The following is a 24,563-nucleotide window of genomic DNA, read 5'->3' as shown; positions in this document are numbered from 1 at the left end:
CGGGGGTCTCCGTGTGAGGGGGCGCTCAGGCCTCGCTCATGGCCTGCTTGACCTGCTGGCCCTTGGCTGCGTAGTACGCGGCACGGGCGGCGTCGCGACGCGCCTGCTCGGCGTAACCGGCCTCGAGCACATCCTGCGGGACCTCGACGTTCGGCACGTCCTGCGTGCCGTTGTACTTCTCGATGTAGGCGTCGAGCTCGGGACCCGAGGTCCACGAGGTGATGAGGCAGTAGCGCGGCTCGGTGCCGACGTGCGTGGCGGCGTGCCACAGACGCTGGGTGTCCACGATGAGCTGGGCGCCGGCCGGCAGAGCGATGCGGTACTCGATGCTCGGGTCGGTGCGGTTCTCACGCAGGACGAAGAAGCTGTCCTTGTCGTCGGTGAGGTTGAAGAAGCCGCGCACCACCCAGCCGGTGCCGTCGGGGTTCAGACGGTTGTTGTCGTCCTGGTGGAGGTTGTAGAGGCACTCGCCATAGGGCGTCGGCTGCAGCTCGATCACGCGGCAACGGCCGACGTTCGCACCGGGCTCCTGCGCGCGACGGGTGAGATTCGGCGCCTTGGCGGTCTGCGAGTCGATCCAGACGCCGTCCTTGTCGGTGCGCGGCGGCTTGTGGTTCCAGAAGCCGTTGCACTCGATCTCGCCCTTCGCGCTCGCGAGCGGAGCGAAGCGCGTGTCGCCCGAGGACTTCCAGTCGTTGTACTCGATGTCGAGCCACTCCTTGGGGTCGAGCTCCTGGTTGTAGCTGTCGAGTACGACGAATCCCTTGTCTTCGAGCGCCTTCGAGGTGATGTATCCCATGATCGAGGTCATGTCCTTTCATCGGGGGCCAGCACGTTTTAACAGGCCCTGATAAGGCAAGCCTAACAGCGGGCGTCGGGAGCGCCGCCGAGGGCCGCCGTGAATAAGCGAATAGACTGAATCGAGCGCCAGGGCGACTCCCCGGCGCGCTGCGGTACGGGAGGACGAGACACCAGTATGAGCACTGCGACCAACGTCGAGGCGACAGCCGTCAACACGATCGATTGGCTCGCAGCAGACTCCACGACCATCGTCGTCCCGGTGTATCAGAGGCAGTACCGGTGGGACATCGGGGGCTGCGAACAGCTCCTCGCCGATGTGCGCGCCGTCGCCCGCGAGGACTCCTCCCACCGCCATTTCATCGGCTCGATCCTGTCCGCCGCGGACGACTCGGATGCCGACACGGACCTCGTCCTGATCGACGGCCAGCAGCGGATCACGACGCTCATGCTGCTCGTCGCCGCCCTCCAGCACGCAGTGCGCGACAGCGACCCCGACCTCGCCGCCGAGCTCTCGCGCGTGCTCGTGCGTCCGGACGATTCCGCCCGCACCAAACTGCGCCCGCACGACGCCTGGGCCGAGCTCTACGAGTCGGTGGTGCTCGAGCGCGGCGATCACGCCGACCGGGAATCGCGCTTCGACGACAACTACGCGTTCTTCCGCAGCCAGGTGCACGCCGAGGAGGCGGCGTCGATCTGGCGCGGCCTGCGCAGGCTCGAGCACGTCTCGATCACGCTCGGCGCCGAGGCCAACGCGCAGCAGATCTTCGAGAGCCTCAACTCCACGGGCGAGCCCCTGCGCGATCACGAGCTCATCCACAACTACATCCTCATGGGGCTGGCGCACTCCGAGCAGCTCGACGTCGAGGCGCGCTTCTGGCTGCCGATCGAACGCCACACGGGTGAGACGATCGGCGCGTTCTGGCGGCACTACCTCGTCATGACGACAGGTCGCGAGGTGGCCGCGAACGGCGAGCACGGCGTGTACAGCGCCTTCCGGCATTCCTTCCCCCGCGTGGACGTCGAGCACCTGCAGGCGGATGCCGAGGTCTGGCGCCATTACGCCGAGATCTACGGCATCCTGCTCGATCCCTCACTCGAGGCCGATCCTGAGATCGCGGCGCAGCTCCGGGGTGTGAACACGTTCGGTCGCGCCGCCTACCCGCTCGTGCTCAGCGTGTACAGCGATCACGCACGGGGCCTGATCGAGCGCGCGGAGCTGCTGCAGACTCTCGAGTGGATCCAGGCGATGTACCTTCGCCGCACTCTCGTCAACCTGCCGAACGAACGTCTCGTCGCCCGCCTGTGCCGCGCGCGCGCGAACGGCCGCGACGCCCTCGCCCGGGCCTTCGCCCGCATCACGCCCTCCGACGAGCGGGTGAGCGCCGTGCTGAAGTACAGCGAGCTCCCCCACCCCGCCTACGTCCTCGGGCGCATCGAGGGCGTCGAGGACACGACCGACTACGACGTGGAGCACATCGTCCCGACGGTGCCGAGCGACAGCTGGTCGGGCGACGGGCAGCGGCCCTGGATCGACTACTCCGACGACGAGCGCAACGCCCATCGCGCCCTCGCTCCGACGCTGGGCAACCTGACGCTGCTCGAGCAGGGTCTCGCGGAGCGCTGGTTCGGCGAGTCCTACGACGTCAAACGGTCGTCCGCCTACGCCCGCAGCTCCGTCGCGGAGACCGCGGTGCTCGCAGAGACCCCGACCTGGGGCACCGCGGCGATCTCGGCGCGGACCATCCGCCTGACTGCCGATCTCCTCCGCATCTGGGCACGGCCGGCGCTGCCCGAGATCGACGACGACGGCCTGACTCCCGTGCTCGACGCGGTGCGCCGCCGCGGCTGGCCCGCCGGCTGGGAGCGCGAGTTCGAGTACGTCGAGTACCGGGGCGAGCGCTGGGAGGTCTACGACGTCAAGCATCTGTTCAACCGGGTGTTCCGGCGCGCGTGGACCGACACGCGCGACGCCGCGGTGACCTACTGCGCCTCCCACGGCGGGCCGATCTACGACGCGACCGCCTGGAAGGGGCAGTGGGACCAGCTCGACGACACGCACCACCTCTACATGGGCTGGGACTCGAACTACATGATGAGCGCCGTGCAGGGTGTCCTCGACGAGGCGGGCATCTCCTCCGAGGTCTTCGTGAAGTACTCCTACATCGGGAATGTGATGTGACATGACAGGCACCACCAGCATCCACCGTCTCCTCGACCTCGCCGTCGAGGAGCACACGCTCACGCTGCCGCTCGTGTGGGACGATCCCGCCGACCCTCGCACGATCGACGTCTTCGCCCGCGTGGTGACCCGCGACGGTGGCGACCATCTTCCCTACCTCGTGTTCCTGCAGGGCGGGCCGGGCCACGAGGCGCCGCGACCGTTCCACGCGTCCACGGCGCCGACGTGGCTCGACGAGGCGCTCGCGCACTACCGGCTCGTGCTGCTCGACCAGCGCGGCACGGGGCTGTCGAGTCCCGTGGGCGATGACGCTCTCGCGCAGGGGTCCGCCGCCGTCGCCGAGCACCTCACGCACCTCCGAGCCGATTCGATCGTGCGCGACTGCGAGGCGTTCCGCGAGCACCTCGGCGCCATCACCTGGAGCGTCCTCGGGCAGTCGTTCGGCGGCTTCACGACGCTCGCCTACCTGTCCACGCACGCCGACTCGCTCGCAGACGTGTACATCACCGGAGGCCTCAGCACGGTCGGACGCCACCCCGACGAGGTCTACGCCCTCTGCTACGACAAAATGCGCTCGGCCTCGGAGCGCTACTACCGCCGCTTCCCCGCGCACCGCGACCGGATGCGCCGGCTCGTCGATCTCGCGGGCTCAGGCGAGATCATCCTCCCCGACGGAGAGGTGGTCTCCCCCTCGCGGCTGAGGTCGGTGGGGTCCGCGCTCGGCACGGACGACGGCTGGCAGACCATGTGGTCGCTGCTGGAGCGCGACCCGTCGTCGAACGCGTTCCGGTACGACCTGCAGCATGCGATGCCGTTCGACGGCCGCAACCCGATGTACTTCGCGTTCCACGAGTCGAGCTACGCCGACGGTCAGGCGACGCGCTGGTCGGCCGAGCGCGTGGAGCCCGACGACTTCCGCGACGATGTGACCCTCTTCACGGGCGAGCACATCCGCCGGGAATGGACCGAGACGGTCCCGGCGTTCCAGCCGTGGCGCGACGTGGCCCTGGAACTCGCAGAGTTCGAATGGCCGCGCGTGTACGACGCCACCGCGATCGCGGCCTCCGGAGCCACGGGCGCTGCCGCGGTGTACGTGAACGACGTCTACGTGCCCTTGGAGTTCTCGCTCGAGACCGCGAGCCTGCTGCCCGGCGTCGACCTGTGGGTGACGAGCGAGCACGAGCACAACGGACTCCGCTCCGGAGGCGTGCTCACGCGCCTCATCGATCTCGCGCACGGTCGCCGCATCCGCTGAACGTCATCCCGTGGGGGGACGCGATCCCTGCGGCCTCCCCGTAGCCTGGGTGTCATGGCCGAGACCGTGGGAATGCTCCTGACGATCGCGATCGTGCTCGTGGTGGTGATCGCGGTCGTCGTCGTGATCGTCGCGGTGTACTCGCGACTGCCGCTCGAGCGCAAGTACGAGGGCCCGGGCGGCGGGCTGGGCGGCTCCTTCGAGGCCGTCTGGATGCCGTCGGCGCACGGTGCCGGCATGGAGCGCGACCGTCAGACGAAGCGCACGGCACCTGCTCCCGTCGCGGGGGATCCGCCGAACGGCATCCGCGGCGACCGCATCACTCTCGATCTCTGACCCCACCCCCAGGCCCGTCTATTTGCGTCATATGGCGCAAACCGTTCGTCTATTCGCGCCGTTCGGCAGAAATAGACGGGCTGGGGACGGGCTGGGGACGGGCGGGGAAAGGGCGGGAGACACGACGAAGGCCCCGGTTCCAAGGAACCGGGGCCTTTCGCTGTGCGGAGTCCTTACTTGGAGGAGCCGCCGAAGCCCTTGAAGCGCTGGTTGAACTTCTCGACACGACCGGCCGAGTCCATGATGCGCTGCTTGCCCGTGTAGAACGGGTGCGAGGCCGAGGAGATCTCGACGTCGATCACCGGGTACTCGATACCGTCCAGCTCGATGGTCTTGTCGCTGGTGACGGTCGAACGGGTGAGGAAGGTCTCGCCCGAACCCAGGTCGCGGAACACGACGGCCTTGTACTCGGGGTGGATGTCAGTCTTCATGGGATTCCTTAGCTACTGCCCTGGATTGTGCCAGGGACGAGGGAAGTCTGCGGTGCGAATGCACCAAGGATCCATTCTATCAGATCGATCCTTGCGGTCCGCGCGAGACGTCAAGACGCGGCGCGAGCGGCGTAGCGGCCGCCCTCGCTCGTGAGCGAGATCGGCATTCCGAAGGTCTCCCCCAGCGCCTCGGCGGTGAGAGTCTCGGCGATCGGACCCGCTGCCACGATGCCGCCGTCGCGGATCAGCAGGACGTGGGTGAACCCGACCGGGATCTCCTCGACGTGGTGCGTGACCATGAGCATCGCCGGCGTGGTAGGCGCCGAGGCGTAGCCGCTGAGCAGCGCCAGGAGCTCCTCGCGCGAGCCCAGGTCGAGCGAGGCGGTCGGCTCGTCGAGCAGCAGCAGCTCAGGGTCGGTCATGACCGCGCGGGCGATCTGCACGCGCTTCTGCTCGCCGTCGCTGAGCGTGCCGAACGTGCGGTCGGCGAGATGCTCGAGCCGCCAGTCGCCGAGCACCCGCAGCGCGCGTCGCTCGTCGATGTCCTCGTAGCTCTCGTTCCACCGGCCGAGCACCGAGTACGCGGCCGTGAGCACGGTGTTCAGCACCGTCTCGTCGCGCGGGATGCGCTTGGCCATGGCCGACGATGCGAAGCCGATGCGCGGACGCACCTCGAACACGTCGGTACGGCCCAGGGTCTCCCCCAGCACCGTGACGGTGCCGGCGGTCGGGTGCATCAGCGTGTCGGCGAGCTGCAGCAGCGTCGTCTTTCCCGCGCCGTTCGGCCCGAGGATGACCCAGCGCTGATCGTCGTCGACCCGCCAGGTCACGTGATCGATGATGTTGCGCCCCTCGCGGCGCACGACGACGTCGGTGAATTCCAGAGCGCTCGACATGCGCTCCAGCCTATCGGCTCAGGCGGTCAGCTCCGCGTACAGCGCGCGCGTGGTGTCGGCGATCGCCGCCCAGCTGAAGTCGTCGCGCGCGCGTTCCCGTCCGGCATCGCCGTACTCCCGCGCCCGGGCCGGATCCGTCGCGACCTCCGTGAGCACCGCCGCGAGGTCCGAGACGAAGCGGTCGGGGTCGACCGGTGTGCCCGTTCCGTCCTGCACCTGCTCGATAGGCACCAGTCGGCCCGTGACGCCGTCGACGACGACCTCGGGGATGCCTCCGGTCGCCGTGCCGACGACGGCTGCGCCGCACGCCATCGCCTCGAGGTTCACGATCCCGAGCGGCTCGTACACAGAAGGGCACACGAACGTCGTCCCAGCGGTGAGGATCGCGGACAGCTCATCGCGCGGCAGCATCCGCTCGATCCACACCACCCCGTCGCGGGTCTGCTGCAGCAGGCGGACGCCCTCCTGCACCTCCGCCATGATCTCGGGGGTGTCGGGCGCGCCCGCGCAGAGGATCAGCTGCACCTCGGGCGGGAGCAGCCGCGCGGCCCGCAGCAGGTACGGCAGCCCCTTCTGCCTGGTGATCCGTCCGACGAACACCACCGACGGCCGCGCCGGATCCATGCCGATGGACCGCAGGAACGCCTCGTCGTGCACGGGCCGCCACTTCTCGACATCGATCCCGTTGTGGATCACCCGCACCCTGGTCGGATCGACGGCCGGGTAGCTGCGCAGGATGTCCGCGCGCATGCCGGCGCTGACCGCGATGACGGCTGCGGCGTTCTCGTAGGCGAGCTTCTCGATGCCGCCCGAGACCGCGTAGCCTCCGCCGAGCTGCTCCGCCTTCCACGGACGAAGGGGCTCGAGGCTGTGAGCGGTGAGCACGTGCGGGATGCCGTGCAGCTGCGAGGCGAGGTGCCCGGCGAAGTTCGCGTACCAGGTGTGGCTGTGCACGAGGTCGGCATCGGAGATCGCCGCGACGATCTCGAGGTCGGTGCCGAGGGTCTGCAGGGCAGGGTTCGCGGAGGCGAGACCCGCGGGCGTGCGGTACGCGAACGTACCCGATTCGTCGCGCTCCGCGCCGAACGCCCGGACCGTCACATCGACCGTCTCGCGAAGCGCCGACACGAGCTCGGCGACGTGCACGCCGGCCCCTCCGTAGATCTCCGGCGGGTATTCCTTCGTGATCATCTCGACGCGCATTCTTAGACGCTAGTGACTCGCTTGTCCAGATGCTAGTTCCGCGAGGGCCGCGGCATCTAAGGTGGGGTCATGTCAGCACCAAAGAAGGTCTTCGGTATCATCCTCGCCGGCGGCGAGGGCAAGCGGCTCATGCCTCTGACCGCTGACCGGGCCAAACCCGCCGTACCGTTCGGCGGGCAGTACCGGTTGATCGACTTCGCGATCTCGAACCTCATAAACTCCGGCCTACGTCAGATCGTGGTGCTCACCCAGTACAAGTCCCACAGCCTCGACCGGCACATCTCGCAGACCTGGCGGATGTCCGCGCTGCTCGACTCCTACGTCGCGTCCGTCCCCGCTCAGCAGCGCCTCGGCAAGCGGTGGTTCTCCGGATCGGCCGACGCGATCCTGCAGAGCATGAACCTGCTGAACGACGAGAAGCCCGACATCGTCGTCGTGATCGGCGCCGACCACGTGTACCGGATGGACTTCCGCCAGATGCTGGAGGCTCACATCGAATCCGGGGCGAAGGCCACGATCGCCGGCATCCGCCAGCCTCTCGCGCTGGCCTCACAGTTCGGCGTGATCGACGCCGACACCGAGTCCGGGCGCATCCGGCAGTTCCTCGAGAAGCCTACGGATGCCGAGGGCCTCTCGGACTCCCCGCATGAGGTGCTCGCCTCGATGGGCAACTACATCTTCGACGCCGATGCGCTGATCGCGGCGGTCGAAGCCGATGGGGAGTCACCGACCTCGGGTCATGACATGGGCGGCGACATCGTCCCGTACTTCGTCGACCGTGGCGAGGCCGGGTACTACGACATGAAGCAGAACGAGGTGCCCGGCTCCTCCCCGCGCGACCGCTCGTACTGGCGGGATGTGGGGACGATCGACTCGTTCTTCGACGCGCACCGCGACCTCATCTCGACCCTGCCGATCTTCAACCTCTACAACATGGAGTGGCCGATCCACTCGCAGGCGGTCAACTCGCCGCCCGCGAAGTTCGTGCGCGATTCGGTCGGCCGCATCGGCAACGCGATCGACTCGATCGTCTCGCTGGGCTCCGTGCTCTCCGGCACCCATCTGGAGCGCAGCGTCGTGGGCCCCTGGACTCTCGCGGGGGGCGGGTCCACGATCACGGATTCCGTGCTGTTCGACCATGTGCAGGTCGGGGCGGGCTCCCGTGTCCATCGCGCGATCCTCGACAAGAACGTCGTGCTCGCCGACGGGGCGACCGTGGGCGTGGATCGCGAACGCGACCTCGCGCGCGGGTTCACCGTGACCGAGTCCGGCATCACGGTCGTCGGCAAGGGCGTGTTCATCGAACGGTGACCGGGCCGGCCCGGCGCGCGTCATGACGTCCGAGCGCGGCGGTCCCGGTCGCTAGGCTCGACGGGTGACCTCCGCGCGCTTCCTCGTCGTCCTCGATGCAGACTCCACCCTGATCCGCAACGAGGTGATCGAGCTGATAGCCGACGAGGCCGGGCGCCGCGCCGAGGTGCAGGCCGCGACCGAGGCGGCGATGCGGGGTGAGGTCGACTTCGCGACGAGCCTGCGCTCCCGGGTCGCCACTCTCGCCGGCGTCCCCCTCGCGGGGTTGGAGCGCGTGCGCGCCCGTGTCGAGCCGACACCGGGCGTGCACGAGCTGACCGCCGCCATCCATGCCCGTGGCGGGGTCGTGGGCGTCGTCTCCGGCGGCTTCCACGAGATCCTCGATCACATCGCCCCAAAACTCGGCGTCGATCGCTGGCGCGCCAACCGCCTGGACGTCGCCGACGGTGCTCTCTCGGGTCGGGTAGACGGCGACATCGTGGATGCCGCGGCCAAGGCGGCCTCACTGCAGGAGTGGGCCGACGAGCTCGGCGTCCCCCGTCGCGCGACGATCGCGATCGGCGACGGCGCGAACGACCTCCTCATGATGGGCGTCGCAGGACTCGGCCTCGCGTTCAACGCCAAGCCCGCTGTGCGCGCCGCTGCCAGTCTCGTGGTCGGGCCGCAGGACCTGTCCGAGGTCATCCCGCTGCTGCCGTAGCGGATGTCGGTGGCCCCGTCTATCGTCGGGCCATGGACATCATCCTCATCCCCGGGCTGTGGCTCGACGCTGACAGCTGGAACGACGTGACCCCCGACCTCGAGCGTACGGGACACACCGTGCACGCGCTCACCATGCCGGGGGTCGGAGCCTCGGCCGCGGACTCCGCCGAGATCGGCATCGCCGATTGGGTGGCCGCGGGTGTCGCCGCGGTGGATGCGATCGGCGGGCAGGTCGCCGTGGTCGGACACAGCGGCGGCGGCAACGTGGCATGGGGCGTCGCCGACGCCCGCCCGGACGCGGTCGCCCGCGTGGTGTTCGTCGATACCGTGCCGCCGCCCTCGGGCGCCGCGATCAGCGAGTTCGAGGTGGTGGATGGCGTGATCCCGTTCCCGGGGTGGGATTTCTTCCCCGCGGAGGACGTCGACGACCTCGACGAGGCGACCAGGGCTCGCACCGTCCCGCTCACTCGCAGCGTCCCGGCGAGGGTGCCGACCGATCCGGTGGTCCTCGACGGCGGCCGCCATCGTGTTCCAGTGACTCTGCTGATGGGCGGCCTTGACCACGAGACGCTGCTGTCGGAGCTCGACCAGTGGGGGTCCTACGGAGACGAATTCCGTGCCATCGCCGACACGGAGGTCGTGCGGATCGGCTCCGGGCACTGGCCGCAGTTCTCGGTCCCGGATCGTCTGGCGGAGCTCATCGACTCCGCGGTCTCTCGACGCTCCTGAGCGGCGGAACAGTCACCCGGGGCTACGTCATCCCGGCAACGAGAAACGTGCGCGGTCAGTGCCCCATGCCGAGGCCGCCGTCGACCGGGATCACGGCCCCGGAGATGTAGCCCGCGTCGTCGCCCGCGAGCCATGTCACGACTCCCGCGACCTCGTCGGCCGTCGCGAAGCGACCGGCGGGGATGTTCGCCTTGTACTGCGCCTGGGTCTCCTCGGGGAGTTCGGCGGTCATGTCGGTCTCGATGAATCCGGGGGCGACGACGTTGGCGGTGATGCCTCGACCGCCGAGTTCTCGCGTGATCGATCGCGCGAAGCCGACCAGGGCGCTCTTGGAAGCGGCGTAGTTCGCCTGACCGGCCGAGCCGTACAGTCCGACGACGCTCGAGATGAGGATGATGCGGCCGAAGCGTGCGCGGAGCATGCCCTTCGATGCGCGCTTGACGACGCGGAAGCTTCCGCCGAGGTTCGTCGCGACCACGCTGTCGAAGTCGTCCTCGCTCATGCGCAGGAGGAGCGTGTCCTTCGTGATTCCCGCATTCGCGACGAGGATCTCGACCGGCCCGAGCTGCTGCTCGACCTCGGTGAAGGCTGCGTCGAGCGACGCGGAGTCGGTCACGTCGGCGCGAACGGTCAGGGTCCCGTCGGGTCCCTCGCCGCTGCGGGCGGTGACGGCCACGCGGTAGCCGTCGCGCACGAAGCGCTCGGCGATGGCCCGGCCGATGCCGCGGTTGCCGCCGGTGACGAGGACGACGCGCTCAGAACTCATTTCCACTCCAGATCTGGCCGCACGGGTCGACGGCCGGGTCGCCATCGATCCTAGTCGTCGGCCAGGGGACGTCACCCGACTCATGTTTGACAGCATGCCGGTCTGACTGGAACGCTGAACGCGACGAAAGGCTTGAGCGTGAGCGACAACAGCATCCCTACCGGTCCCGACGGGCAGCAGCCGACGCCGCCTCCGCCTCCGGCCGCACCGCTGGCTCCGCCGTACCAAGCCACTCCCGCGTACCCACCGGCACCGTCGTACCCGCAGACGGCGTCGTACCCGCAGAATCCGCCGTATCCGGAGAGTCCGACGTACCCGACAGGGTCTCCGACCCAGGCGTATCCGGGCGCGGCGCCCACACCCGCACCGGCATACGGCAGCGCCTCGGCGCAGCCGGTGTACCCGGCAGGTTCGTACGCCCAGCCCGGCGCCTACCAGATCCCGGCATACCCCGCGACGATCTATCCCGCGCAGCGTCCGAACAGCGGCCTCGCGATCACCTCGCTCATCTGCGGCATCGCGGGCGTCGTCCTCGGTGGCCTCTTCTTCTGGTTGATCCTGCCGTTGCTGATCCCCATCGTCGCCGTGATCACCGGACATATGGCCCTTCGACAGACCAAGGCGAACCCCGCGATCGGTGGACGCGGCATGGCCTTCGCCGGCCTCATCATGGGGTACGTCATGGTCGGACTCCTCGTCATCGGGATCGTCATGACCCTCATCAGCTTCCTGCTCGTCGGGGCCTTCACGCTCCCCTTCGTGTTCGCCACCTGAGACCTCGGACACGGCCCGGCGAGCGGCCGCGTCAGCACGCCGGATCGGCATGCCACACGCCGCATTGCGGCGTAGGCTGGACTCATCGTGAAGAGCAAGCGCCTGACACCCGCTGTCACCTCCCTGCCGCAGTCGCCGCAGGCCGAGAGTGACCACCGTGTGCGCCGCTACGCCCTGACGATGACGATCCGCATCGTCTGCTTCGGCCTGATGATGTTCGTGCAGCCGTACGGCTGGTACACCTGGGTCTTCGCGGCCGCCGCCGCCGTGCTGCCGTACATCGCCGTGGTCTTCGCGAATGCGGGCAGCGACAGCACCGAGACGACGGCAGAATCGCCCGTGCAGGAGATCGAGGCTCCTCGGCGTCCGGAGGCCGAGGACGTCCGGACGTCGGAGACCGCGGACCCGTGGATCATCACGATCCATGAGAGCGGTCAGGATCGCGCGTGACAAGCCTCGAATGCTCGCGTGCCGGATGCCGGGACGCGGCCATCTCCCAGGTGGTGTGGCGCAACCCGCGCATCCACGCCGCTGATCGGGAGAAGATCTGGCTCGCGTGCCCCGAGCACGTGTCGTTCCTCCGCGACTACCTCGCCGCACGCGACTTCCCGGTGACGGTCCGCGACCTCCCCGCGGCGGCGACGGACGGAGCTCGCTCATGAGCGCGCGCCTGCGGCGGTGGAGCGTCTACGTGCTCATCGCCGTCGGTTTCGCCGTCGCGTGCGCCTTCCTGTCGCACTGGCAGTTCGAGCGCAACGAGTCACGCGCCGAGCAGATCGCCCTGGTCGAGAGGAACTACGACGCCGAGCCCGTGCCGCTCGCCGATCTCATCGGCGCCGATGGGCGGCTCGACGCCGGCGACGTGTGGCATCCCGTCCTGCTCCAGGGCGAGTACCTCGCCGATGAGCAGCTCCTCGTTCGCAATCGTCCGCACGGCGGCACCAGCGCGTTCGAGGTGCTCGTACCCTTCCGCGACGTCGATGGGCGCGTGTTCATCGTCGACCGCGGGTGGGTCCCGCCGGGCGACGGCGACTCTCCGGATGCCGTGCCCGCGCCGCCCTCTGGCGAGGTCGAGGTCGTCGTGCGTCTGCGGCCCGGTGAACAGCTCCCGGCCTCCGGTCGCGGTGCCCCCGAGGGTCAGGTTCCCACGATCCATCTGCCGTCCATCGCAGACCTGGTGGGCGAGGACATCGTCACCGGCGCCTATGGACAGATCGTGAGCGAGGACCCGGCAGCGGACGCCGCACTCGGCGGCTTCGACTCCCCCACCGACGACCCGGGTCCGCATCTGTCGTATGCGATCCAGTGGATCCTGTTCGCGATCATGGGCTTCATCTTCATCGGCTACATCATCCGCACCGAGGTCGTGAAGCACCGCGAAGAGGTCGAAGGCCGCCCGGCACCCGAGAAGAAGCCGCGACGACGCGATGCGGACGCCGACATCGAGGACGAGCTGCTCGACGCGCGCTGATCGGTTGACTGTCGGGGCTCCCCGCTCAGTCGACGGTGACGGTGTGCGACCAACCGGTCTCGGCCGGCACATAGACGACACGGGTGTGGCGGCGGTCTCGCGATCCCTGCCAGAACTCGATGCGATCGGGAACGATGCGCCAGAGCACCCAGTCCCCGTCGGCGACGCGCGCCTGGGCGGCCCGTGACCGTGCGGCGAGATCGGCAGCGCTCTCATGTGCTGTCGCTTCTTCGACTCGACCGCGTACCCGTACGGCGCGCACCTGCGGTTGCCACCAGAAGTTCAGCGCCGCGGCCGGGGCGGCGGCGAGCTGCGCACCTTTCCGCGACGAACGGGTGCTCGCGATCGCCCATCCGCGCTCGTCGACCCGCTTGAGGATCAGGGTCCGCGCGTCCGGCACGCCCTCGGCATCCACCGTCGCGAGCGTGGCTGTGTGCGGCTCGGGGACCGCCGCGGCATCCGCCGCCTCCATCCACTCGGCGAAGAGGACGGCCGGGTCCTCCGGCAGCGCTTCGAGATCCCACTCGGGCGCGTCACCGGTGAGGGCGTGCCTGCCGCGCAACCCGTCGTTGAGCCTGGCGTCGAGCGTCGAGTCGTCGTGCGTCACGGCTCGAGCCTAGGACACGCATGCACGCGACGACGGAGCCGATCAGGCGAGCTCGATCAGCTCCTGGTACTCCTGGTTCCAGATGTCCTCGACGCCGTCGGGCAGGATGAGCACCCGCTCGGGGTTGAGGGACTGCACGGCACCCGGGTCGTGCGACACCAGCACCACGGCACCCTCGTAGTGCGCGAGTGCACCGAGGATCTCCTCGCGCGAAGCGGGGTCGAGGTTGTTGGTCGGCTCGTCCAGGAGCAGCAGGTTCGCGGAGGACACCACGAGCGTCGCGAGCGACAGTCGTGTCTTCTCGCCACCGGACAGCACGCCGGCCGGCTTGAGGACGTCGTCTCCCGTGAACAGGAACGATCCGAGCACCTTGCGCGCCTCGGTCTCGGTGATGTGCGGGGCGGCCGACACCATGTTCTCGAGCACCGACCGGTTCACGTCGAGATTCTCGTGCTCCTGCGCGTAGTAGCCGACCTTGAGGCCGTGTCCCGGCTCGAGCTGGCCGGTGTCGGGCTTGTCGACTCCGGCGAGCATCCGCAGCAGAGTGGTCTTGCCGGCGCCGTTGAGTCCGAGCACGACGACCTTGGAGCCGCGGTCGATCGCGAGGTCGACGTCCGTGAAGATCTCGAGCGATCCGTAGGACTTCGACAGTCCGGATGCCATGAGCGGCGTCTTGCCGCAGGCGGCGGGCTTCGGGAACCGCAGCTTCGCGACGCGATCCTCCTGGCGCACATCGTCGAGTCCGGCGAGGAGCTTCTCCGCACGGGCGATCATCTGGTGCGCGGCGGCGGCCTTCGAGGCCTTGGCTCCGAAGCGCGCGGCCTGCTGCTGCAGGGTGGTCGCCTTCTTCTCGGCGTTCGCGCGCTCCTTCTTGCGGCGCTCCTCGTCGGCGGCGCGCTGACGCAGGTAGTTCTTCCAGTTCATGTTGTACGCGTCGATGACCTGACGGTTCGCATCGAGGTAGAACACCCGGTTCACGGTCTCGCCGACGAGCTCGACGTCGTGGCTGATCACGATCAGCCCGCCCTTGTAGTTCTTCAGGAACTCACGCAACCACACGACGCTGTCGGCGTCGAGGTGGTTCGTCGGCTCATCGAGGATCATCGTGTCGGCATCCGAGAACAGGATGCGGGCGAGCTCGATGCGGCGGCGCTGGCCTCCCGAGAGCGTCTTGAGCGGCTGGTCGAGGATGCGGTCGGGAAGCGACAGATTGTTCGCGATCGACGCGGCCTCGGCCTCGGCGGCGTATCCGCCCTGGCCCTCGAACTGCTCGGTGAGGCGCGCGTAGCGCTTCATCGCCTTATCGGCGACGGCCGGATCGTCCGACCCCATCGCGACGGTCGCCTCTGCCATTCCGAGCGCCAGGCTGCCGAGTCCGCGGGCGTCGAGGATGCGGGTGCGGGCGAGCATTTCCGGATCGCCGGAGCGCGGGTCCTGCGGGAGGTAGCCCAGTTCGCCCGACCGCGTGACGCTGCCGCCGGAGGGCAGCACATCGCCGGCGAGCACCTTGGTCAGAGTGGTCTTGCCCGCTCCGTTGCGTCCGACGAGTCCGATCTTGTCGCCGTCGTTGACGCGGAACGACACGTTCTCCATGAGGAGGCGTGCGCCCACGCGGATCTCGAGTTCGTGCACGGCGAGCACAGCGGATGTCCGTTCGTCAGAGGGGGAAGCAGGTCGAGCGACCAGCCTCCCAGTATAGATCGCCCAGCTGGGTGCTCAGTCGAAGTACAGCCGGTGGTGCAGACGGCATCCGGGGTTGAAGCCCGCCGCGCACTGCGGGCAGGCGTCCGCGTCGAGGTAGGCGTCGATCCGCAGGCGGGACCCGCAGACCCCGCAGAGCACGGCTTCTTCGTGACGGTCCTCCACAGGCCACTGCGCTGCGGGGTGATCCGCGGTAGTCGCATGGCACTCGTGGCACGGGTACCACTCCCGGCAGCACGCGAAGCGCAGGGCGATCACGTCGAGCGGGCCGTGATAGTGCTCGCAGCGCGTCTCGTCGTCGACCAGGAGACCGAGCACGAGTGTCTCGCCGACCAGCGCGGACCTCTGCGAAGTCACTCTGCGGAGTGATGCGGTCGATACTCCGGGGTGATGCTTCACGACCCTCCCACTTCCTAGCCTTCTCGGGTGGATGTTATCAACGAGCTCATTCTGCAGACCGTCGCGTCGCCGTGGCTGTACCTCGTGCTGTTCGTCGTGACGGTGATCGACGGATTCTTCCCGCCCGTACCCAGCGAGACGGTGCTCGTCGCGGCGGCTGCCGTCGCGGCGTCGACAGGTGCGCTGTGGATGCTGCTCCCGCTGGGTCTCCTCGCGGCGATCGGGGCGGCGATCGGCGACAACATCGCCTTCGCGATCGGCCGTCGCGTCGGCACCACGCGCTGGGCGTGGATGCGGCGGCCGCGGGTCTCCGCCGCATTCGCCCATGCGCACCACGCTCTCGAGCGGCGCAGCGCCGCGCTGATCCTCGGCGCACGGTACATCCCGGTCGGGCGGGTGGCGGTGAACATGTCGGCGGGCGCTCTCGGTTTCGCCTGGCGTCGCTTCGTGCCGCTGAGTCTCGTCGCCGGTACGAGCTGGAGCGCGCTGAGCCTCGCTATCGGCCTCCTCGCCGGCGCCTGGATCACGGATCAGCCGCTGCTCAGCGCGGGCATCGGGATCGCGGTCGCGCTGCTCCTCGGTCTCGTGATCGACCGCATCACGGCAGCACGGCGCCGCCGCGACCCCGTACCGCACCTGGCAGGATGAGTGTCATGGCACGATCACGGCAGCGCACCGAACGGGCGTCCCGGATCGAGGGGCGCACTGTCGCCCTGGTGCTCCTGGGCACCGCGGTGGTCGTGCTCTACTCGTTGTTCGTCCCTCTGCAGACCGTGCTCTTCGACGCTCCGCTGCCGCTGTCCTTCATTCTCGGCGCCGCCGTGTGCGGGGCTCCGCTGCTGGCAGTCAACCGGCCGCGAACCGCGATCGCAGTTTTCGCCGTGGCGGCCGTCGCATCGCCGCTGTTCGTCTCGATCGCAGATGCGGCCGCGTCGCCGTGGCCGTGGTCGGTCCCGGCACTGCTGTCCTTCGTGCTCCTCGTCGCGGTCGTGACGTTCCGCCACGGTGCGCGCCTGGGTGCGTTCCCGCTCGTGATCGGCAGCCTGGCGTCGCTCGCGCTGCCGTTGCTCCGTCAGGACGTGCTCGCGCCCGCCGGCGTCGCCGCGAACGTCACGGCGAACCTCATCGTCACGGCATCCGTCGCTCTCGCGACCTATCTGATCGCCGCGCTGACCGCCGGCCGCCTCCGGGTCTCCGAAGAGCTCACCAAGGAACGAGAGCACTCGGCGCTCGAGGAGTCCCGGCGGGCGCTCGTGGAGGAGCGCACCCGGATCGCCCGCGAGCTGCACGATGTGATCGCGCACAGCATGTCGGTGATCCAGGTGCAGGCGTCGACCGCCCGGTACCGGCTTCCCGAGATCGACCCGACCGCCGCGGAGGAGTTCGACAGCATCGCCGCGACCGCGCGGTCGTCCCTCACCGAGATGCGACGGATGCTCGGGGTGCTGCGCACCGAGGACCAGACGGCCGATCTCTCACCTCAGCAGCGCATCGACGACATCCCCGCGCTCGTCGACACGATCCGGCGCGCGGGTGTCACCGTCGGTCTGGAAATCACCGGGCCGGTCGCCGATGCGCCGTCCGCCGTGCAGATCGCGACCTACCGGATCGCGCAGGAGGCTCTGAGCAACGCGGTACGGCACGCGCACGGCGCCGCCGTCACGGTGAGGGTCCAGGCGGATGCCGCCCGTGTCGGTCTGCGGGTGCGGAATGCCCGTCCCGCCACCGCCGACGAACCCCGCACCGGCGGTCACGGGTTGCGGGGCATGCGCGAGCGCGTCGAGCTGCTCGGCGGGACCTTCACCGCGTCTCCGACCCCCGACGGAGGCTGGGAGGTCTCCGCGACGCTTCCGATCACCGTGCCTGCCGTCGACGCGACCGCCGATACGACAGCGGACACCGAGGAGAACCCGTGACGATATCCGTGCTGATCGCCGACGACCAGGCCATGGTCCGCGCCGGCTTCGCCGCGCTCCTCGACGCCCACGACGGCATCCGGGTGACAGGGCAGGCGGCGACCGGCGCGGAGGCCGTGACCCTCGCGGCACGCCTCGACCCCGACGTGATCCTCATGGACGTGCGGATGCCGGAACTCGACGGCATCGAGGCCACGAGACGCATCCTCGGCCCCGGGTACCCGGCCGCCCACGTCCCCCGGATCCTCATGCTGACCACGTTCGACATCGACGACTACGTGTACGACGCGCTCGAGGCGGGTGCCAGCGGGTTCCTGCTGAAGGATGCCCTGCCGGAGGAGCTCGTGCACGCGGTGCGCGTCGTCGCGGGCGGTGACGCGCTGCTGGCGCCGAGCGTCACGCGACGGATGATCGAGCAGTTCGCGGGACGTCGACCCGCGGCTCCGCGGTCGCAGACCGTGCTGGCCGATCTGACGGAGCGTGAACGGGAGGTTCTCGTGCAGATCGGGCGGGGCCGCTCGAACAGCGAGATCGCCGCGGAGCTGTTCATCGCCGAGCAGACGGTCAAGACGCACGTCGGCAAGGTGCTGTCCAAGCTCGGCCTCCGCGATCGCGTGCACGCTGTGATCCTCGCCTACGACACCGGGCTCGTCGAACCTGCTTCCTGACTCACCCCGCGGTAGGGGGTCGAACAGCCCCGCAGGGTGATCCCTCGGCCGCCACCCGCTCCATACGCTCCTCGGACACCCTGACCGAGGAGGACACATGACCGTCGTCGAGGCACCACCGGCATCCGCATCCCGCGCATCGGCGCCGAGCACCCGCGACACCGCGATCGACCTCCTCCGCGCGCTCTGCGTGCTGGGCGTGGTGCTGCTGCACGCGATCATGGTCGGGGTCACGGTGACGGATGCAGGACCGGTCTTCGAGAACGCGAGCGACGGGACGTGGTGGATCCTCCCGGTGAGCTGGATTCTGCAGGTCATGCCCCTGTTCTTCATCATCGGAGGGTTCGCGGGCATCATCGCCCACCGCCGGGGTCGGGAGCGCGGGCAGACGGATGCGGCCTTCGTGGCCACCCGCATCCACCGTCTGCTGCGGCCCGCCGTGCTCGTGATCGTCGTCGTCGGCGCGCTGCTGGCGGCGCTGCTCCTCGCCGGAGTGCCCGGTCATCTCGTGGCGATCGCCGGGTTCCGCTTCGCGCAGCCGCTCTGGTTCCTCGGGGTGTTCCTGCTGTGCCAGGCGCTGCTGCCTGTGCTCGCCGCCGCGCACCGGCGTTCCCCGGTCGTCGCGCTGAGCATGCTCGCGGGGGCTGCGGCCCTCGTCGACATCATGCGCGCCCATACCGGAGTCGACGCACTGGGCTTCCTCAACCTCGCGTTCGTGTGGCTGACGCTCCAGCAGCTCGGTTTCTTCCTCGCGGACGGCACGATCGACCGCCTGAGCCGCCGCACGCGCGGACTCGGCGCGGGTCTGGCGCTCCTGGTTCTGATCGGCTGCGTCGCGACGGGCGTCTACTCCCCCGACCTCGTCGCGAACATCAACCCTCCCACGGGTGCGCTGCTGCTCGTCGGCGTCGTGCACCTGGCACTCGTGTCGCTGCTCCGCGACCGCATCGCGCGGTTCAGCCGTCGGCCGTTGCCCGCGGCGTTCTCCGACTTCGTCAATCGACGCACCATGACGATCTACCTCTGGCACATGCCGGTTCTGCTCACGATGGCCGGGGGCATGGCGCTGCTGTCGATCGCCGCCGGCGCGGTCCTTCCGGCGCCGAGCAGCGCCGCGTGGTGGGCGGGTCGCCCACTGTGGCTCCTGACAGCCGTCGTGCTGAGCGCCGTGGTCGCCGTGTCCCTGACGCGATTCGAGACCCGGCCTGCACCCGAGGGCACGAGCTCCGGCCGACGGCTCGCCCTCGCGACCGCCCTCGGCATCGCCTCGATCGCGCTTCTGCTGCTGGTGGGCACCACGGTGGTCACCGCCGCGCTGGCGGTGGTCGGACTGGTCGTGGCACTGCGCCTTGCGCGCCGCTCACACGAGCCCGCGCGCGGCGAGGGCGTCTCCGACGTCGTCCGCGTGTCGTAGCGTGCGCACCATGAGCGGCACGACGGCGCGCACGCCGAGACGGGTGCCTCGCGCACGCTGCGCGTCGGCGATGTCGCCGGCGAACCCCGACACCACGGGGATCATCGCGATCGCGAGCGACACGGTCATGGCGGCGGCCTCGGTGTCGTTCCACCGTCGCAGCGGCTGCAGCATCGTCCGCAGCACCGCCAGCAGCTCGCTCATCCGCGTCGTGATCGTGAGCAGACTCGCGAGCAGGATCAACGCGACGACGCGCCCGGTGTTGATCCAGGCGATCTGCGGGGACACGAAGATCCACAGCGCGAGTCCCAGCACCAGGACCAGCCAGCGCAGACGCCACACCTCCGTGCCGAGGACCCGGAGCGGGAGTCCGGCGACGAGGAACAGCAGCCCGACCCCGCAGAGAGCGCCCGCGATGCTCACGGCGTCGTGAGCGAAGGTCGACAGCACGATCGCGATGACCGCGAGGGCGGCGAGCTTGACGCCCGCCGGAAGACGATGCAGCACACTCGCACCGGGCCGGTAGAGCTGGATCACACGCAGGACCTCCGGTAGTGGGCGATCACCGCGTCGGGCTCATCGACCGCGATCACGCGCCCGTCAGCGAAGAGCACGGCTTCATCGCAGCGCGCCGCGAGCTCGAGATCGTGAGTGACGATCACGACCTGAGCATCCTGCGCCAGCAGCAGATCGCCGATCCGTCGTGCGTTGCGCAGGTCGAGCAGCGTGGTCGGCTCATCGGCCACGACGAGCGCCGGCCGGGTCACGAGCACGGATGCGAGGGCGAGCATCTGCTTCTGACCGCCCGAGAGAGCGGATGCCGGGACGTCGGCGTGGTCCTGCAGCCCGTGGGCGGCCAGCGTCTCCTGCACGCGGCGTTCGGTCTCGGCGCGCGAGACGCCCCGGATCGACAGCGCGAGGTCCTCCGCCGGCGTCGGCATGAGGATCTGTGCCTGCGGATCCGTGAACACGAAGCCGACGCGACGGCGCACCTCCCGGATCTCCTTCTGCACGTCGAGGCCGTGCACCGAGACTCGACCGGCGGTCGGGGCGACGAGGCCGTTGAGCAACCGCGCGAAGGTCGACTTGCCCGATCCGTTGGCGCCGACGACCGCGATGCGCGCTGCGTCGAGGCCGATGCTCACCTCGCTCAGGACCGTGCGCCCGTCGCGCTCGACGCTCACCCCCTCGAGCGCGATGTGCCGGGTGCGCGTGTCAGACCGCACGGGCGGGCGCACCGAGTGCGGGCCGTCGACCGAACGCCGGCGGGTACGCGCGCAGGAGTGCGAGGGTGAGCACTGTGGCGGCCGCGGCCTTGAGCAGGTCGCCGGGAAGGAACACGAGGCTGGAGAGTGCCGTCGGCGCGAGATCGACGCCGAGGACGAGTGCCTGCACGGGGATGCCGAAGAGGTAGACGACGAGGATGCCGCCGACCACGGCACCGAGTGCGGTGCGCCACCACGTGATGCGGCCTCCGCGCGCGATGAGACCGATGATGATCGCGCCCGCGATCCATCCGAGGAGGTAGCCGGCCGTGGGGCCCGCGAAGACGCCGAGTCCACCGCGTCCGCCCGCGAGCACGGGGAGCCCGACAGCAGCCAGCACGAGCACGAGCAGCACGGCCAGGGGCGCCTTTCGAGGTCCGAGCACCGTCCCGGCGAGCATGACTCCGAGCGTCTGCGCCGTGAGGGGCACTCCGCCCGGCAGCGGGACGGTCACCGTGCCGAGGACGACGATCAGTGCGGCGAAGACCGCGATGCGGGCGAGGTCGCGCCCGAGGTCGCTGCGATGCGAGGTCATGGTTCCTTCTTCCTGAACAGTGTTCACCTGAACGGTGTTCACTATACTCAGAGTATGAGCCCCGAGCACAACTCGACCAGGCACGACCGTGACAGCGTGGCGCGGATCGCGCTCGCCCTCCTCGACGAGGTCGGTCTGCCAGACCTCTCGATGCGCCGGATCGCCGCGCGCCTCGATGTGCAGCCCAGCGCGCTCTATTGGCATTTCGCGAGCAAACAGGAGCTTCTGGCCGACCTCAGCGACCGCATCACCGCGACCATCGACGTTTCCGGGACCGACGTGCTCACGACCGCGCGAACGATCCGCGACGCGTTGTTCGCCCACCGAGACGGCGCCGAGCTCGTGCTCAGCACCTACGCCCTGCGCCTCGGCTCCTCGCGAGCGCAGACCGCACTCGCCGCCGCCCTCCGCGAATCCGGCGCCGACGACCCCGACGATCGGTCCGCCGCGCTCCTGCAGTTCGTCCTCGGCCACGCGACGCTCGTGCAGCAGCGCATGCATGCCGACAGCCACGGAGCACTGCCCGACGACAGTCCGCACGACGTCACAGCCGGACTCGACCGCGTGTTCGACCTGGGTGTGACCGCGCTCTCCGGCATCCAGCGCTCCCCCGCGCAGCCGCGCTGATCCGTCCCGCGCTGGTCGGCGGCCGACCGCGAGCGACATCAGTCGCGTGGGGCTCAGTCGCGCGCGGGTTCTGCGGCGTGGCCGAGCCGCAGTCCCGGGACAAGCCCCACGAGGACGAGGGCGACGCAGAACGCGAACACGACGGCGAAGGCATCCGCCCCTCCGCCGAGCGTCGCGACGGCGAGTCCCGCGAGGGCGATCACGACCGCGGCTCCCGTGGAGTCCGAGATCGAGAGCGCCGAAGAGTTGAACCCCTGGTTCCCCGCGTTCGAATACGCGAGCGTGAGCACGGTGAGTCGCGGATACAGCAACCCCATGCCCGCTCCCGCGAACGCCCAGCCGACGATCACGAGCACCGGCGACACTGTACCCAGTGCGGCGATCAGCACCGCGAGCATCGCGACGAGCAGGCACGACAGGCTGATGAACGCGATTCGCGTGTTGCCGAGACGATCGCCGTAGCGGCCCTGCATCTGCGAGGCGCCCGCCCACGCGAATGCCGCGAGCATGAGCGCGACGCCCGCCCAGGTCGCGCTGAACCCGTACCGTTCGATCAGCAGGTACGGGATGTACGCCTCAGCGGCGAAGAACGTGCCCGCGGCGATGCCACGCATCAGGACGACACTCGGCAGGCCGCGGCCCGCCCGGAGAGTGCGACGCGGGAGCAACGGCAGCACGGCGACCGCGATCACCGCGATGGCCCCGATCGCCACCGGCCAGCCGATCGCGATCGGCATGTCGGCGCTGAACCCGACGGCCACGGCGAAGACGGCCACCACGACGGCCAGCGCGAGGCGGACGACGAGGGACCGACGGTCCTGCGGTTCGCCGTGTCCCAGGTCGAGAGCACGCAGGCGCACCGCGATGATCGCGAACGCGACGGCCGTGAGCACCGCGACACCGAGGAAGGCCCAGCGCCAGTCGAGGTACTCCGCGACTGCGCCCGCCAGGAACGGGCCGATCATCGACGGGACGATCCACGCGGCGGCGAAAGCCGCGAACACGCGTCCATGCAGGTCCGGAGGGTAGAGACGGGCGACCACGACGTACAGGGCGACCGTCTGTCCGCCGGCGCCGAGACCCTGCACGAGCCGACCGACCAGGAACTGGTGCATCGTGATCGCGAACCCCGACAGCAGAAGGCCGACGATGAACAGCGACACGGCGACGTAGAGAGCAGCTCGGGGGCCACGGGCATCCGACCATGCGCCCGCCGCCACCATGCCGATCACGCTCGTCGCCAGGGTGCCGGCGAACGCCACCGCATACAGCTCACGACCGTCGAGCGCCTCGCTCACGATCGGCATGACCGTGGTGACCGCGAGCGCCTCGATCGCGGCGAGGAAGATCAGCGCGACGGAACCGGCCGTGACCCAGAGTCGTTCCCGGTCCCAGATGGAGGCGGGAACGGAGGATCCGCTCATCGACCGACGAGCGCGGCGATGCGCTCGACGGCCTCGGTGATGATCTCCGGGCTCGTCCCGAAGTTCAGGCGCACATGACCGGCCCCCTCGACTCCGAACGTCGACCCGGCGCTGAGCGCGACCCGTGCGTCCTTGAGGATGCGGCGGGCGGGAGCGTCGCCCCAGCCGAGACCCGAGAGATCGATCCACGCGAGGTAGCCCGCATCCGGGATGCGGTACTTCGCCTGCGGGAGGCGCGAGGCCAGGAGGTCCTCGACGAGGAGCCGGTTGGCGTCGAGCGTGCGCAGCAGCCCGTCGAGCCACGGATCGCTCTCCTCGGAGAACGCCGCGACCGCGGCGAGAAGGCCGAACTGCCCGGTGCGCCACTCCACCTCGACCGGGAGACCGCGCACCACCGCACTGGTCTCGTCGACCGCAGTGACCATGAGCGCGCACTTGAGGCCGGCGAGGTTGAACGCCTTGCTGGCGCTCACCACCGCATAGCCGACGCGGCGCGCCGCGTCTCCCGCATCGAGGAACGGCGTGAAGCCGGTCCCCGGCTGCGCGAGCGGCGCATGGATCTCATCGGAGACGACCGCCGCCCCGAACTCCTCCGCGAGTTCGCCGAGAGCCGTGAGGGCGTCGCGCCGGTGCACCGTGCCCGTGGGATTGTGCGGATTGCAGAGCAGGATCGCGGTGGCGCCGTCGTCGAGCGCTGCGCGGATGCCGTCGAGGTCCATCTCCCACGCGGTACCGCTGTCGCGAAGCGGCACGCGCACGACCTCCGCGCCCGCCTCCGCCACGAGGTCGTAGAACGGCGGATAGATCGGCGGCATAACGACGACGCGCTCCCCCGGCTGCGTGACGCGACGGAGGATCTCGACGATCCCCATGCTCACGTCGGCCGTGGTGCGCACCCGCGTCGGGTCGACGTCCCACCCGAATCGTCGCTGGGCGAAAGTGGCGTACGACGACGCCACCGGGGTCCGCGACGCCACGTACCCCGTGTCGCCCGCGTCCAGCGCGCGCTGCAACGACTTCGTGATCTCCGGCGCGAGCGGGAAGTCAGTCTCGGCGACGAACAGAGGCAGGACGTCGTCCGGGTACTCGCGCCACTTCTCGCTCGTGCGCTCCCGCAGTTCGTCCAGCGGGAGCGCGGTGACCTCGAGCATCC

28 protein-coding genes are annotated in these 24,563 nt (G+C 69.5%); 15 read left to right on the top strand and 13 right to left on the bottom strand.

Annotation, left to right across the window (positions count from 1 at the left end; genetic code table 11):
* Positions 1–25: 25 nt before the first annotated feature.
* Complete coding sequence (locus MRBLMX7_RS18290) at positions 26–799, bottom strand: hypothetical protein (RefSeq protein WP_050721962.1); 774 nt, start codon at positions 797–799, stop codon at positions 26–28.
* A gap of 177 nt (positions 800–976) precedes the next feature.
* Here MRBLMX7_RS18290 and MRBLMX7_RS18285 point away from each other — a divergent pair, with 177 nt between their 5' ends.
* The 3 genes from MRBLMX7_RS18285 to MRBLMX7_RS18275 are packed head-to-tail and all read left to right on the top strand — an operon-like array spanning position 977 to position 4,571.
* Positions 977–2,980: a DUF262 domain-containing protein gene (locus MRBLMX7_RS18285; protein ID WP_363370671.1), complete on the top strand. Its 2,004-nt coding sequence runs from the start codon at positions 977–979 to the stop codon at positions 2,978–2,980.
* A gap of 1 nt (position 2,981) precedes the next feature.
* Complete coding sequence (locus MRBLMX7_RS18280) at positions 2,982–4,235, top strand: alpha/beta fold hydrolase (protein ID WP_363370669.1); 1,254 nt, start codon at positions 2,982–2,984, stop codon at positions 4,233–4,235.
* A gap of 54 nt (positions 4,236–4,289) precedes the next feature.
* Positions 4,290–4,571 (top strand): hypothetical protein, encoded by a 282-nt coding sequence (locus MRBLMX7_RS18275; protein ID WP_050720765.1) that lies wholly within the window; start codon positions 4,290–4,292, stop codon positions 4,569–4,571.
* A gap of 173 nt (positions 4,572–4,744) precedes the next feature.
* Here MRBLMX7_RS18275 and MRBLMX7_RS18270 read toward each other — a convergent pair whose 3' ends face one another.
* The 3 genes from MRBLMX7_RS18270 to glgA all read right to left on the bottom strand — a co-directional run bounded on the left by MRBLMX7_RS18270 (position 4,745) and on the right by glgA (position 7,101).
* The gene (locus tag MRBLMX7_RS18270) at positions 4,745–5,002 is read right to left on the bottom strand and encodes a type B 50S ribosomal protein L31 (RefSeq protein ID WP_363370666.1); all 258 of its coding nucleotides are present in this window, start codon (positions 5,000–5,002) and stop codon (positions 4,745–4,747) included.
* Positions 5,003–5,112: 110 nt separating this feature from the next.
* The gene (locus MRBLMX7_RS18265) at positions 5,113–5,898 is read right to left on the bottom strand and encodes an ABC transporter ATP-binding protein (protein WP_050720764.1); all 786 of its coding nucleotides are present in this window, start codon (positions 5,896–5,898) and stop codon (positions 5,113–5,115) included.
* Between the two features lie 18 nt (positions 5,899–5,916).
* Positions 5,917–7,101, bottom strand: a complete 1,185-nt coding sequence (gene glgA, locus MRBLMX7_RS18260) for a glycogen synthase (RefSeq protein WP_363370664.1) — start codon at positions 7,099–7,101, stop codon at positions 5,917–5,919.
* A gap of 69 nt (positions 7,102–7,170) precedes the next feature.
* Here glgA and MRBLMX7_RS18255 point away from each other — a divergent pair, with 69 nt between their 5' ends.
* The 3 genes from MRBLMX7_RS18255 (at position 7,171) to MRBLMX7_RS18245 (ending at position 9,843) form a co-directional block, all read left to right on the top strand.
* Positions 7,171–8,412, top strand: a complete 1,242-nt coding sequence (locus tag MRBLMX7_RS18255) for a glucose-1-phosphate adenylyltransferase (protein ID WP_363370662.1) — start codon at positions 7,171–7,173, stop codon at positions 8,410–8,412.
* A 64-nt stretch (positions 8,413–8,476) separates the two neighbouring features.
* Complete coding sequence (serB, locus tag MRBLMX7_RS18250; protein WP_363370660.1) at positions 8,477–9,112, top strand: phosphoserine phosphatase SerB; 636 nt, start codon at positions 8,477–8,479, stop codon at positions 9,110–9,112.
* A gap of 32 nt (positions 9,113–9,144) precedes the next feature.
* Positions 9,145–9,843 carry an alpha/beta fold hydrolase gene (locus MRBLMX7_RS18245; RefSeq protein ID WP_363370658.1) on the top strand — a complete coding sequence of 233 codons (699 nt, stop codon included), beginning with the start codon at positions 9,145–9,147 and terminating at the stop codon, positions 9,841–9,843.
* Between the two features lie 55 nt (positions 9,844–9,898).
* On the opposite strand, the gene MRBLMX7_RS18240 is transcribed toward MRBLMX7_RS18245, so the two are convergent.
* A complete protein-coding gene (locus tag MRBLMX7_RS18240) occupies positions 9,899–10,609 on the bottom strand; it encodes a beta-ketoacyl-ACP reductase (protein WP_363370656.1) in 711 nt (236 codons plus the stop codon).
* Positions 10,610–10,747: 138 nt separating this feature from the next.
* On the opposite strand from MRBLMX7_RS18240, the gene MRBLMX7_RS18235 reads away from it, so the two are divergent.
* The 4 genes from MRBLMX7_RS18235 to MRBLMX7_RS18220 all read left to right on the top strand — a co-directional run bounded on the left by MRBLMX7_RS18235 (position 10,748) and on the right by MRBLMX7_RS18220 (position 12,854).
* Positions 10,748–11,383: a DUF4190 domain-containing protein gene (locus MRBLMX7_RS18235; protein WP_363370654.1), complete on the top strand. Its 636-nt coding sequence runs from the start codon at positions 10,748–10,750 to the stop codon at positions 11,381–11,383.
* Positions 11,384–11,470: 87 nt separating this feature from the next.
* A complete protein-coding gene (locus tag MRBLMX7_RS18230; protein WP_363370652.1) occupies positions 11,471–11,833 on the top strand; it encodes a DUF3099 domain-containing protein in 363 nt (120 codons plus the stop codon).
* The gene (locus MRBLMX7_RS18225; RefSeq protein WP_363370650.1) at positions 11,830–12,045 is read left to right on the top strand and encodes a hypothetical protein; all 216 of its coding nucleotides are present in this window, start codon (positions 11,830–11,832) and stop codon (positions 12,043–12,045) included. Before MRBLMX7_RS18230 ends, MRBLMX7_RS18225 begins: the two co-directional genes overlap by 4 nt.
* The gene (locus tag MRBLMX7_RS18220; RefSeq protein ID WP_363370648.1) at positions 12,042–12,854 is read left to right on the top strand and encodes an SURF1 family protein; all 813 of its coding nucleotides are present in this window, start codon (positions 12,042–12,044) and stop codon (positions 12,852–12,854) included. Before MRBLMX7_RS18225 ends, MRBLMX7_RS18220 begins: the two co-directional genes overlap by 4 nt.
* A gap of 25 nt (positions 12,855–12,879) precedes the next feature.
* Here the strand turns inward: MRBLMX7_RS18220 and MRBLMX7_RS18215 are convergent, their stop codons facing one another.
* The 3 genes from MRBLMX7_RS18215 to MRBLMX7_RS18205 form a co-directional block, all read right to left on the bottom strand.
* Positions 12,880–13,461: a pyridoxamine 5'-phosphate oxidase family protein gene (locus tag MRBLMX7_RS18215; RefSeq protein ID WP_363370646.1), complete on the bottom strand. Its 582-nt coding sequence runs from the start codon at positions 13,459–13,461 to the stop codon at positions 12,880–12,882.
* A 42-nt stretch (positions 13,462–13,503) separates the two neighbouring features.
* On the bottom strand, positions 13,504–15,102 hold the full coding sequence (locus tag MRBLMX7_RS18210) for an ABC-F family ATP-binding cassette domain-containing protein (RefSeq protein ID WP_050720754.1): 1,599 nt from the start codon (positions 15,100–15,102) through the stop codon (positions 13,504–13,506).
* Positions 15,103–15,177: 75 nt separating this feature from the next.
* Positions 15,178–15,519, bottom strand: a complete 342-nt coding sequence (locus tag MRBLMX7_RS18205; protein ID WP_363370643.1) for a CHY zinc finger protein — start codon at positions 15,517–15,519, stop codon at positions 15,178–15,180.
* Positions 15,520–15,588: 69 nt separating this feature from the next.
* On the opposite strand from MRBLMX7_RS18205, the gene MRBLMX7_RS18200 reads away from it, so the two are divergent.
* The 4 genes from MRBLMX7_RS18200 (at position 15,589) to MRBLMX7_RS18185 (ending at position 19,559) form a co-directional block, all read left to right on the top strand.
* On the top strand, positions 15,589–16,209 hold the full coding sequence (locus MRBLMX7_RS18200) for a DedA family protein (protein ID WP_363370641.1): 621 nt from the start codon (positions 15,589–15,591) through the stop codon (positions 16,207–16,209).
* 5 nt (positions 16,210–16,214) lie between these two features.
* Positions 16,215–17,477: a sensor histidine kinase gene (locus tag MRBLMX7_RS18195; protein ID WP_363370639.1), complete on the top strand. Its 1,263-nt coding sequence runs from the start codon at positions 16,215–16,217 to the stop codon at positions 17,475–17,477.
* On the top strand, positions 17,474–18,145 hold the full coding sequence (locus tag MRBLMX7_RS18190; RefSeq protein ID WP_363370637.1) for a response regulator transcription factor: 672 nt from the start codon (positions 17,474–17,476) through the stop codon (positions 18,143–18,145). The genes MRBLMX7_RS18195 and MRBLMX7_RS18190 overlap by 4 nt, the downstream gene beginning before the upstream one ends.
* Before the next feature lie 97 nt (positions 18,146–18,242).
* Entirely contained in the window at positions 18,243–19,559 is a 1,317-nt protein-coding gene (locus tag MRBLMX7_RS18185; RefSeq protein WP_363370636.1) for an acyltransferase family protein, read from the top strand.
* Here MRBLMX7_RS18185 and MRBLMX7_RS18180 read toward each other — a convergent pair.
* From MRBLMX7_RS18180 to MRBLMX7_RS18170, 3 genes are read right to left on the bottom strand one after another with little or no spacing between them, the layout of a single operon-like run.
* A complete protein-coding gene (locus MRBLMX7_RS18180) occupies positions 19,506–20,096 on the bottom strand; it encodes an energy-coupling factor transporter transmembrane component T family protein (RefSeq protein WP_363370634.1) in 591 nt (196 codons plus the stop codon). The two genes, MRBLMX7_RS18185 and MRBLMX7_RS18180, sit on opposite strands and share 54 nt — an antisense overlap.
* Positions 20,093–20,785, bottom strand: coding sequence for an energy-coupling factor ABC transporter ATP-binding protein (locus MRBLMX7_RS18175; protein ID WP_363370632.1), 693 nt, complete (start codon positions 20,783–20,785; stop codon positions 20,093–20,095). Before MRBLMX7_RS18175 ends, MRBLMX7_RS18180 begins: the two co-directional genes overlap by 4 nt.
* Entirely contained in the window at positions 20,775–21,359 is a 585-nt protein-coding gene (locus MRBLMX7_RS18170; RefSeq protein ID WP_363370631.1) for a biotin transporter BioY, read from the bottom strand. Before MRBLMX7_RS18170 ends, MRBLMX7_RS18175 begins: the two co-directional genes overlap by 11 nt.
* A gap of 54 nt (positions 21,360–21,413) precedes the next feature.
* On the opposite strand from MRBLMX7_RS18170, the gene MRBLMX7_RS18165 reads away from it, so the two are divergent.
* On the top strand, positions 21,414–21,986 hold the full coding sequence (locus MRBLMX7_RS18165; protein ID WP_363370629.1) for a TetR family transcriptional regulator: 573 nt from the start codon (positions 21,414–21,416) through the stop codon (positions 21,984–21,986).
* A gap of 53 nt (positions 21,987–22,039) precedes the next feature.
* Here the strand turns inward: MRBLMX7_RS18165 and MRBLMX7_RS18160 are convergent, their stop codons facing one another.
* Together MRBLMX7_RS18160 and MRBLMX7_RS18155 are read right to left on the bottom strand one after the other, a co-directional pair.
* Positions 22,040–23,410: an MFS transporter gene (locus MRBLMX7_RS18160; protein WP_363370627.1), complete on the bottom strand. Its 1,371-nt coding sequence runs from the start codon at positions 23,408–23,410 to the stop codon at positions 22,040–22,042.
* Positions 23,407–24,561: a MalY/PatB family protein gene (locus MRBLMX7_RS18155; protein WP_363370625.1), complete on the bottom strand. Its 1,155-nt coding sequence runs from the start codon at positions 24,559–24,561 to the stop codon at positions 23,407–23,409. Before MRBLMX7_RS18155 ends, MRBLMX7_RS18160 begins: the two co-directional genes overlap by 4 nt.
* Positions 24,562–24,563 lie beyond the last annotated feature (2 nt).

It is taken from the genome of Microbacterium sp. LMX7-1.2 (genome assembly GCF_040675935.1).
Lineage (GTDB): Bacteria > Actinomycetota > Actinomycetes > Actinomycetales > Microbacteriaceae > Microbacterium.
Note: the sequence above shows the minus strand (reverse complement) of the source record. Positions and strands in the feature narration are given on the sequence as shown.

Bases quoted from the DNA above. Each gene is read 5' to 3' on its own strand.
- MRBLMX7_RS18240 (WP_363370656.1), bottom strand. From the start codon at position 10,609: ATGAGTTCTGAGCGCGTCGTCCTCGTCACCGGCGGCAACCGCGGCATC.
- MRBLMX7_RS18245 (WP_363370658.1), top strand. From the start codon at position 9,145: ATGGACATCATCCTCATCCCCGGGCTGTGGCTCGACGCTGACAGCTGG.
- MRBLMX7_RS18185 (WP_363370636.1), top strand. From the start codon at position 18,243: ATGACCGTCGTCGAGGCACCACCGGCATCCGCATCCCGCGCATCGGCG.
- MRBLMX7_RS18265 (WP_050720764.1), bottom strand. From the start codon at position 5,898: ATGTCGAGCGCTCTGGAATTCACCGACGTCGTCGTGCGCCGCGAGGGG.
- MRBLMX7_RS18290 (WP_050721962.1), bottom strand. From the start codon at position 799: ATGGGATACATCACCTCGAAGGCGCTCGAAGACAAGGGATTCGTCGTA.
- MRBLMX7_RS18170 (WP_363370631.1), bottom strand. From the start codon at position 21,359: ATGACCTCGCATCGCAGCGACCTCGGGCGCGACCTCGCCCGCATCGCG.
- MRBLMX7_RS18195 (WP_363370639.1), top strand. From the start codon at position 16,215: ATGGCACGATCACGGCAGCGCACCGAACGGGCGTCCCGGATCGAGGGG.
- MRBLMX7_RS18285 (WP_363370671.1), top strand. From the start codon at position 977: ATGAGCACTGCGACCAACGTCGAGGCGACAGCCGTCAACACGATCGAT.
- MRBLMX7_RS18165 (WP_363370629.1), top strand. From the start codon at position 21,414: ATGAGCCCCGAGCACAACTCGACCAGGCACGACCGTGACAGCGTGGCG.
- glgA (WP_363370664.1), bottom strand. From the start codon at position 7,101: ATGCGCGTCGAGATGATCACGAAGGAATACCCGCCGGAGATCTACGGA.
- MRBLMX7_RS18160 (WP_363370627.1), bottom strand. From the start codon at position 23,410: ATGAGCGGATCCTCCGTTCCCGCCTCCATCTGGGACCGGGAACGACTC.
- MRBLMX7_RS18270 (WP_363370666.1), bottom strand. From the start codon at position 5,002: ATGAAGACTGACATCCACCCCGAGTACAAGGCCGTCGTGTTCCGCGAC.
- MRBLMX7_RS18280 (WP_363370669.1), top strand. From the start codon at position 2,982: ATGACAGGCACCACCAGCATCCACCGTCTCCTCGACCTCGCCGTCGAG.
- MRBLMX7_RS18255 (WP_363370662.1), top strand. From the start codon at position 7,171: ATGTCAGCACCAAAGAAGGTCTTCGGTATCATCCTCGCCGGCGGCGAG.
- MRBLMX7_RS18275 (WP_050720765.1), top strand. From the start codon at position 4,290: ATGGCCGAGACCGTGGGAATGCTCCTGACGATCGCGATCGTGCTCGTG.
- MRBLMX7_RS18220 (WP_363370648.1), top strand. From the start codon at position 12,042: ATGAGCGCGCGCCTGCGGCGGTGGAGCGTCTACGTGCTCATCGCCGTC.
- MRBLMX7_RS18155 (WP_363370625.1), bottom strand. From the start codon at position 24,561: ATGCTCGAGGTCACCGCGCTCCCGCTGGACGAACTGCGGGAGCGCACG.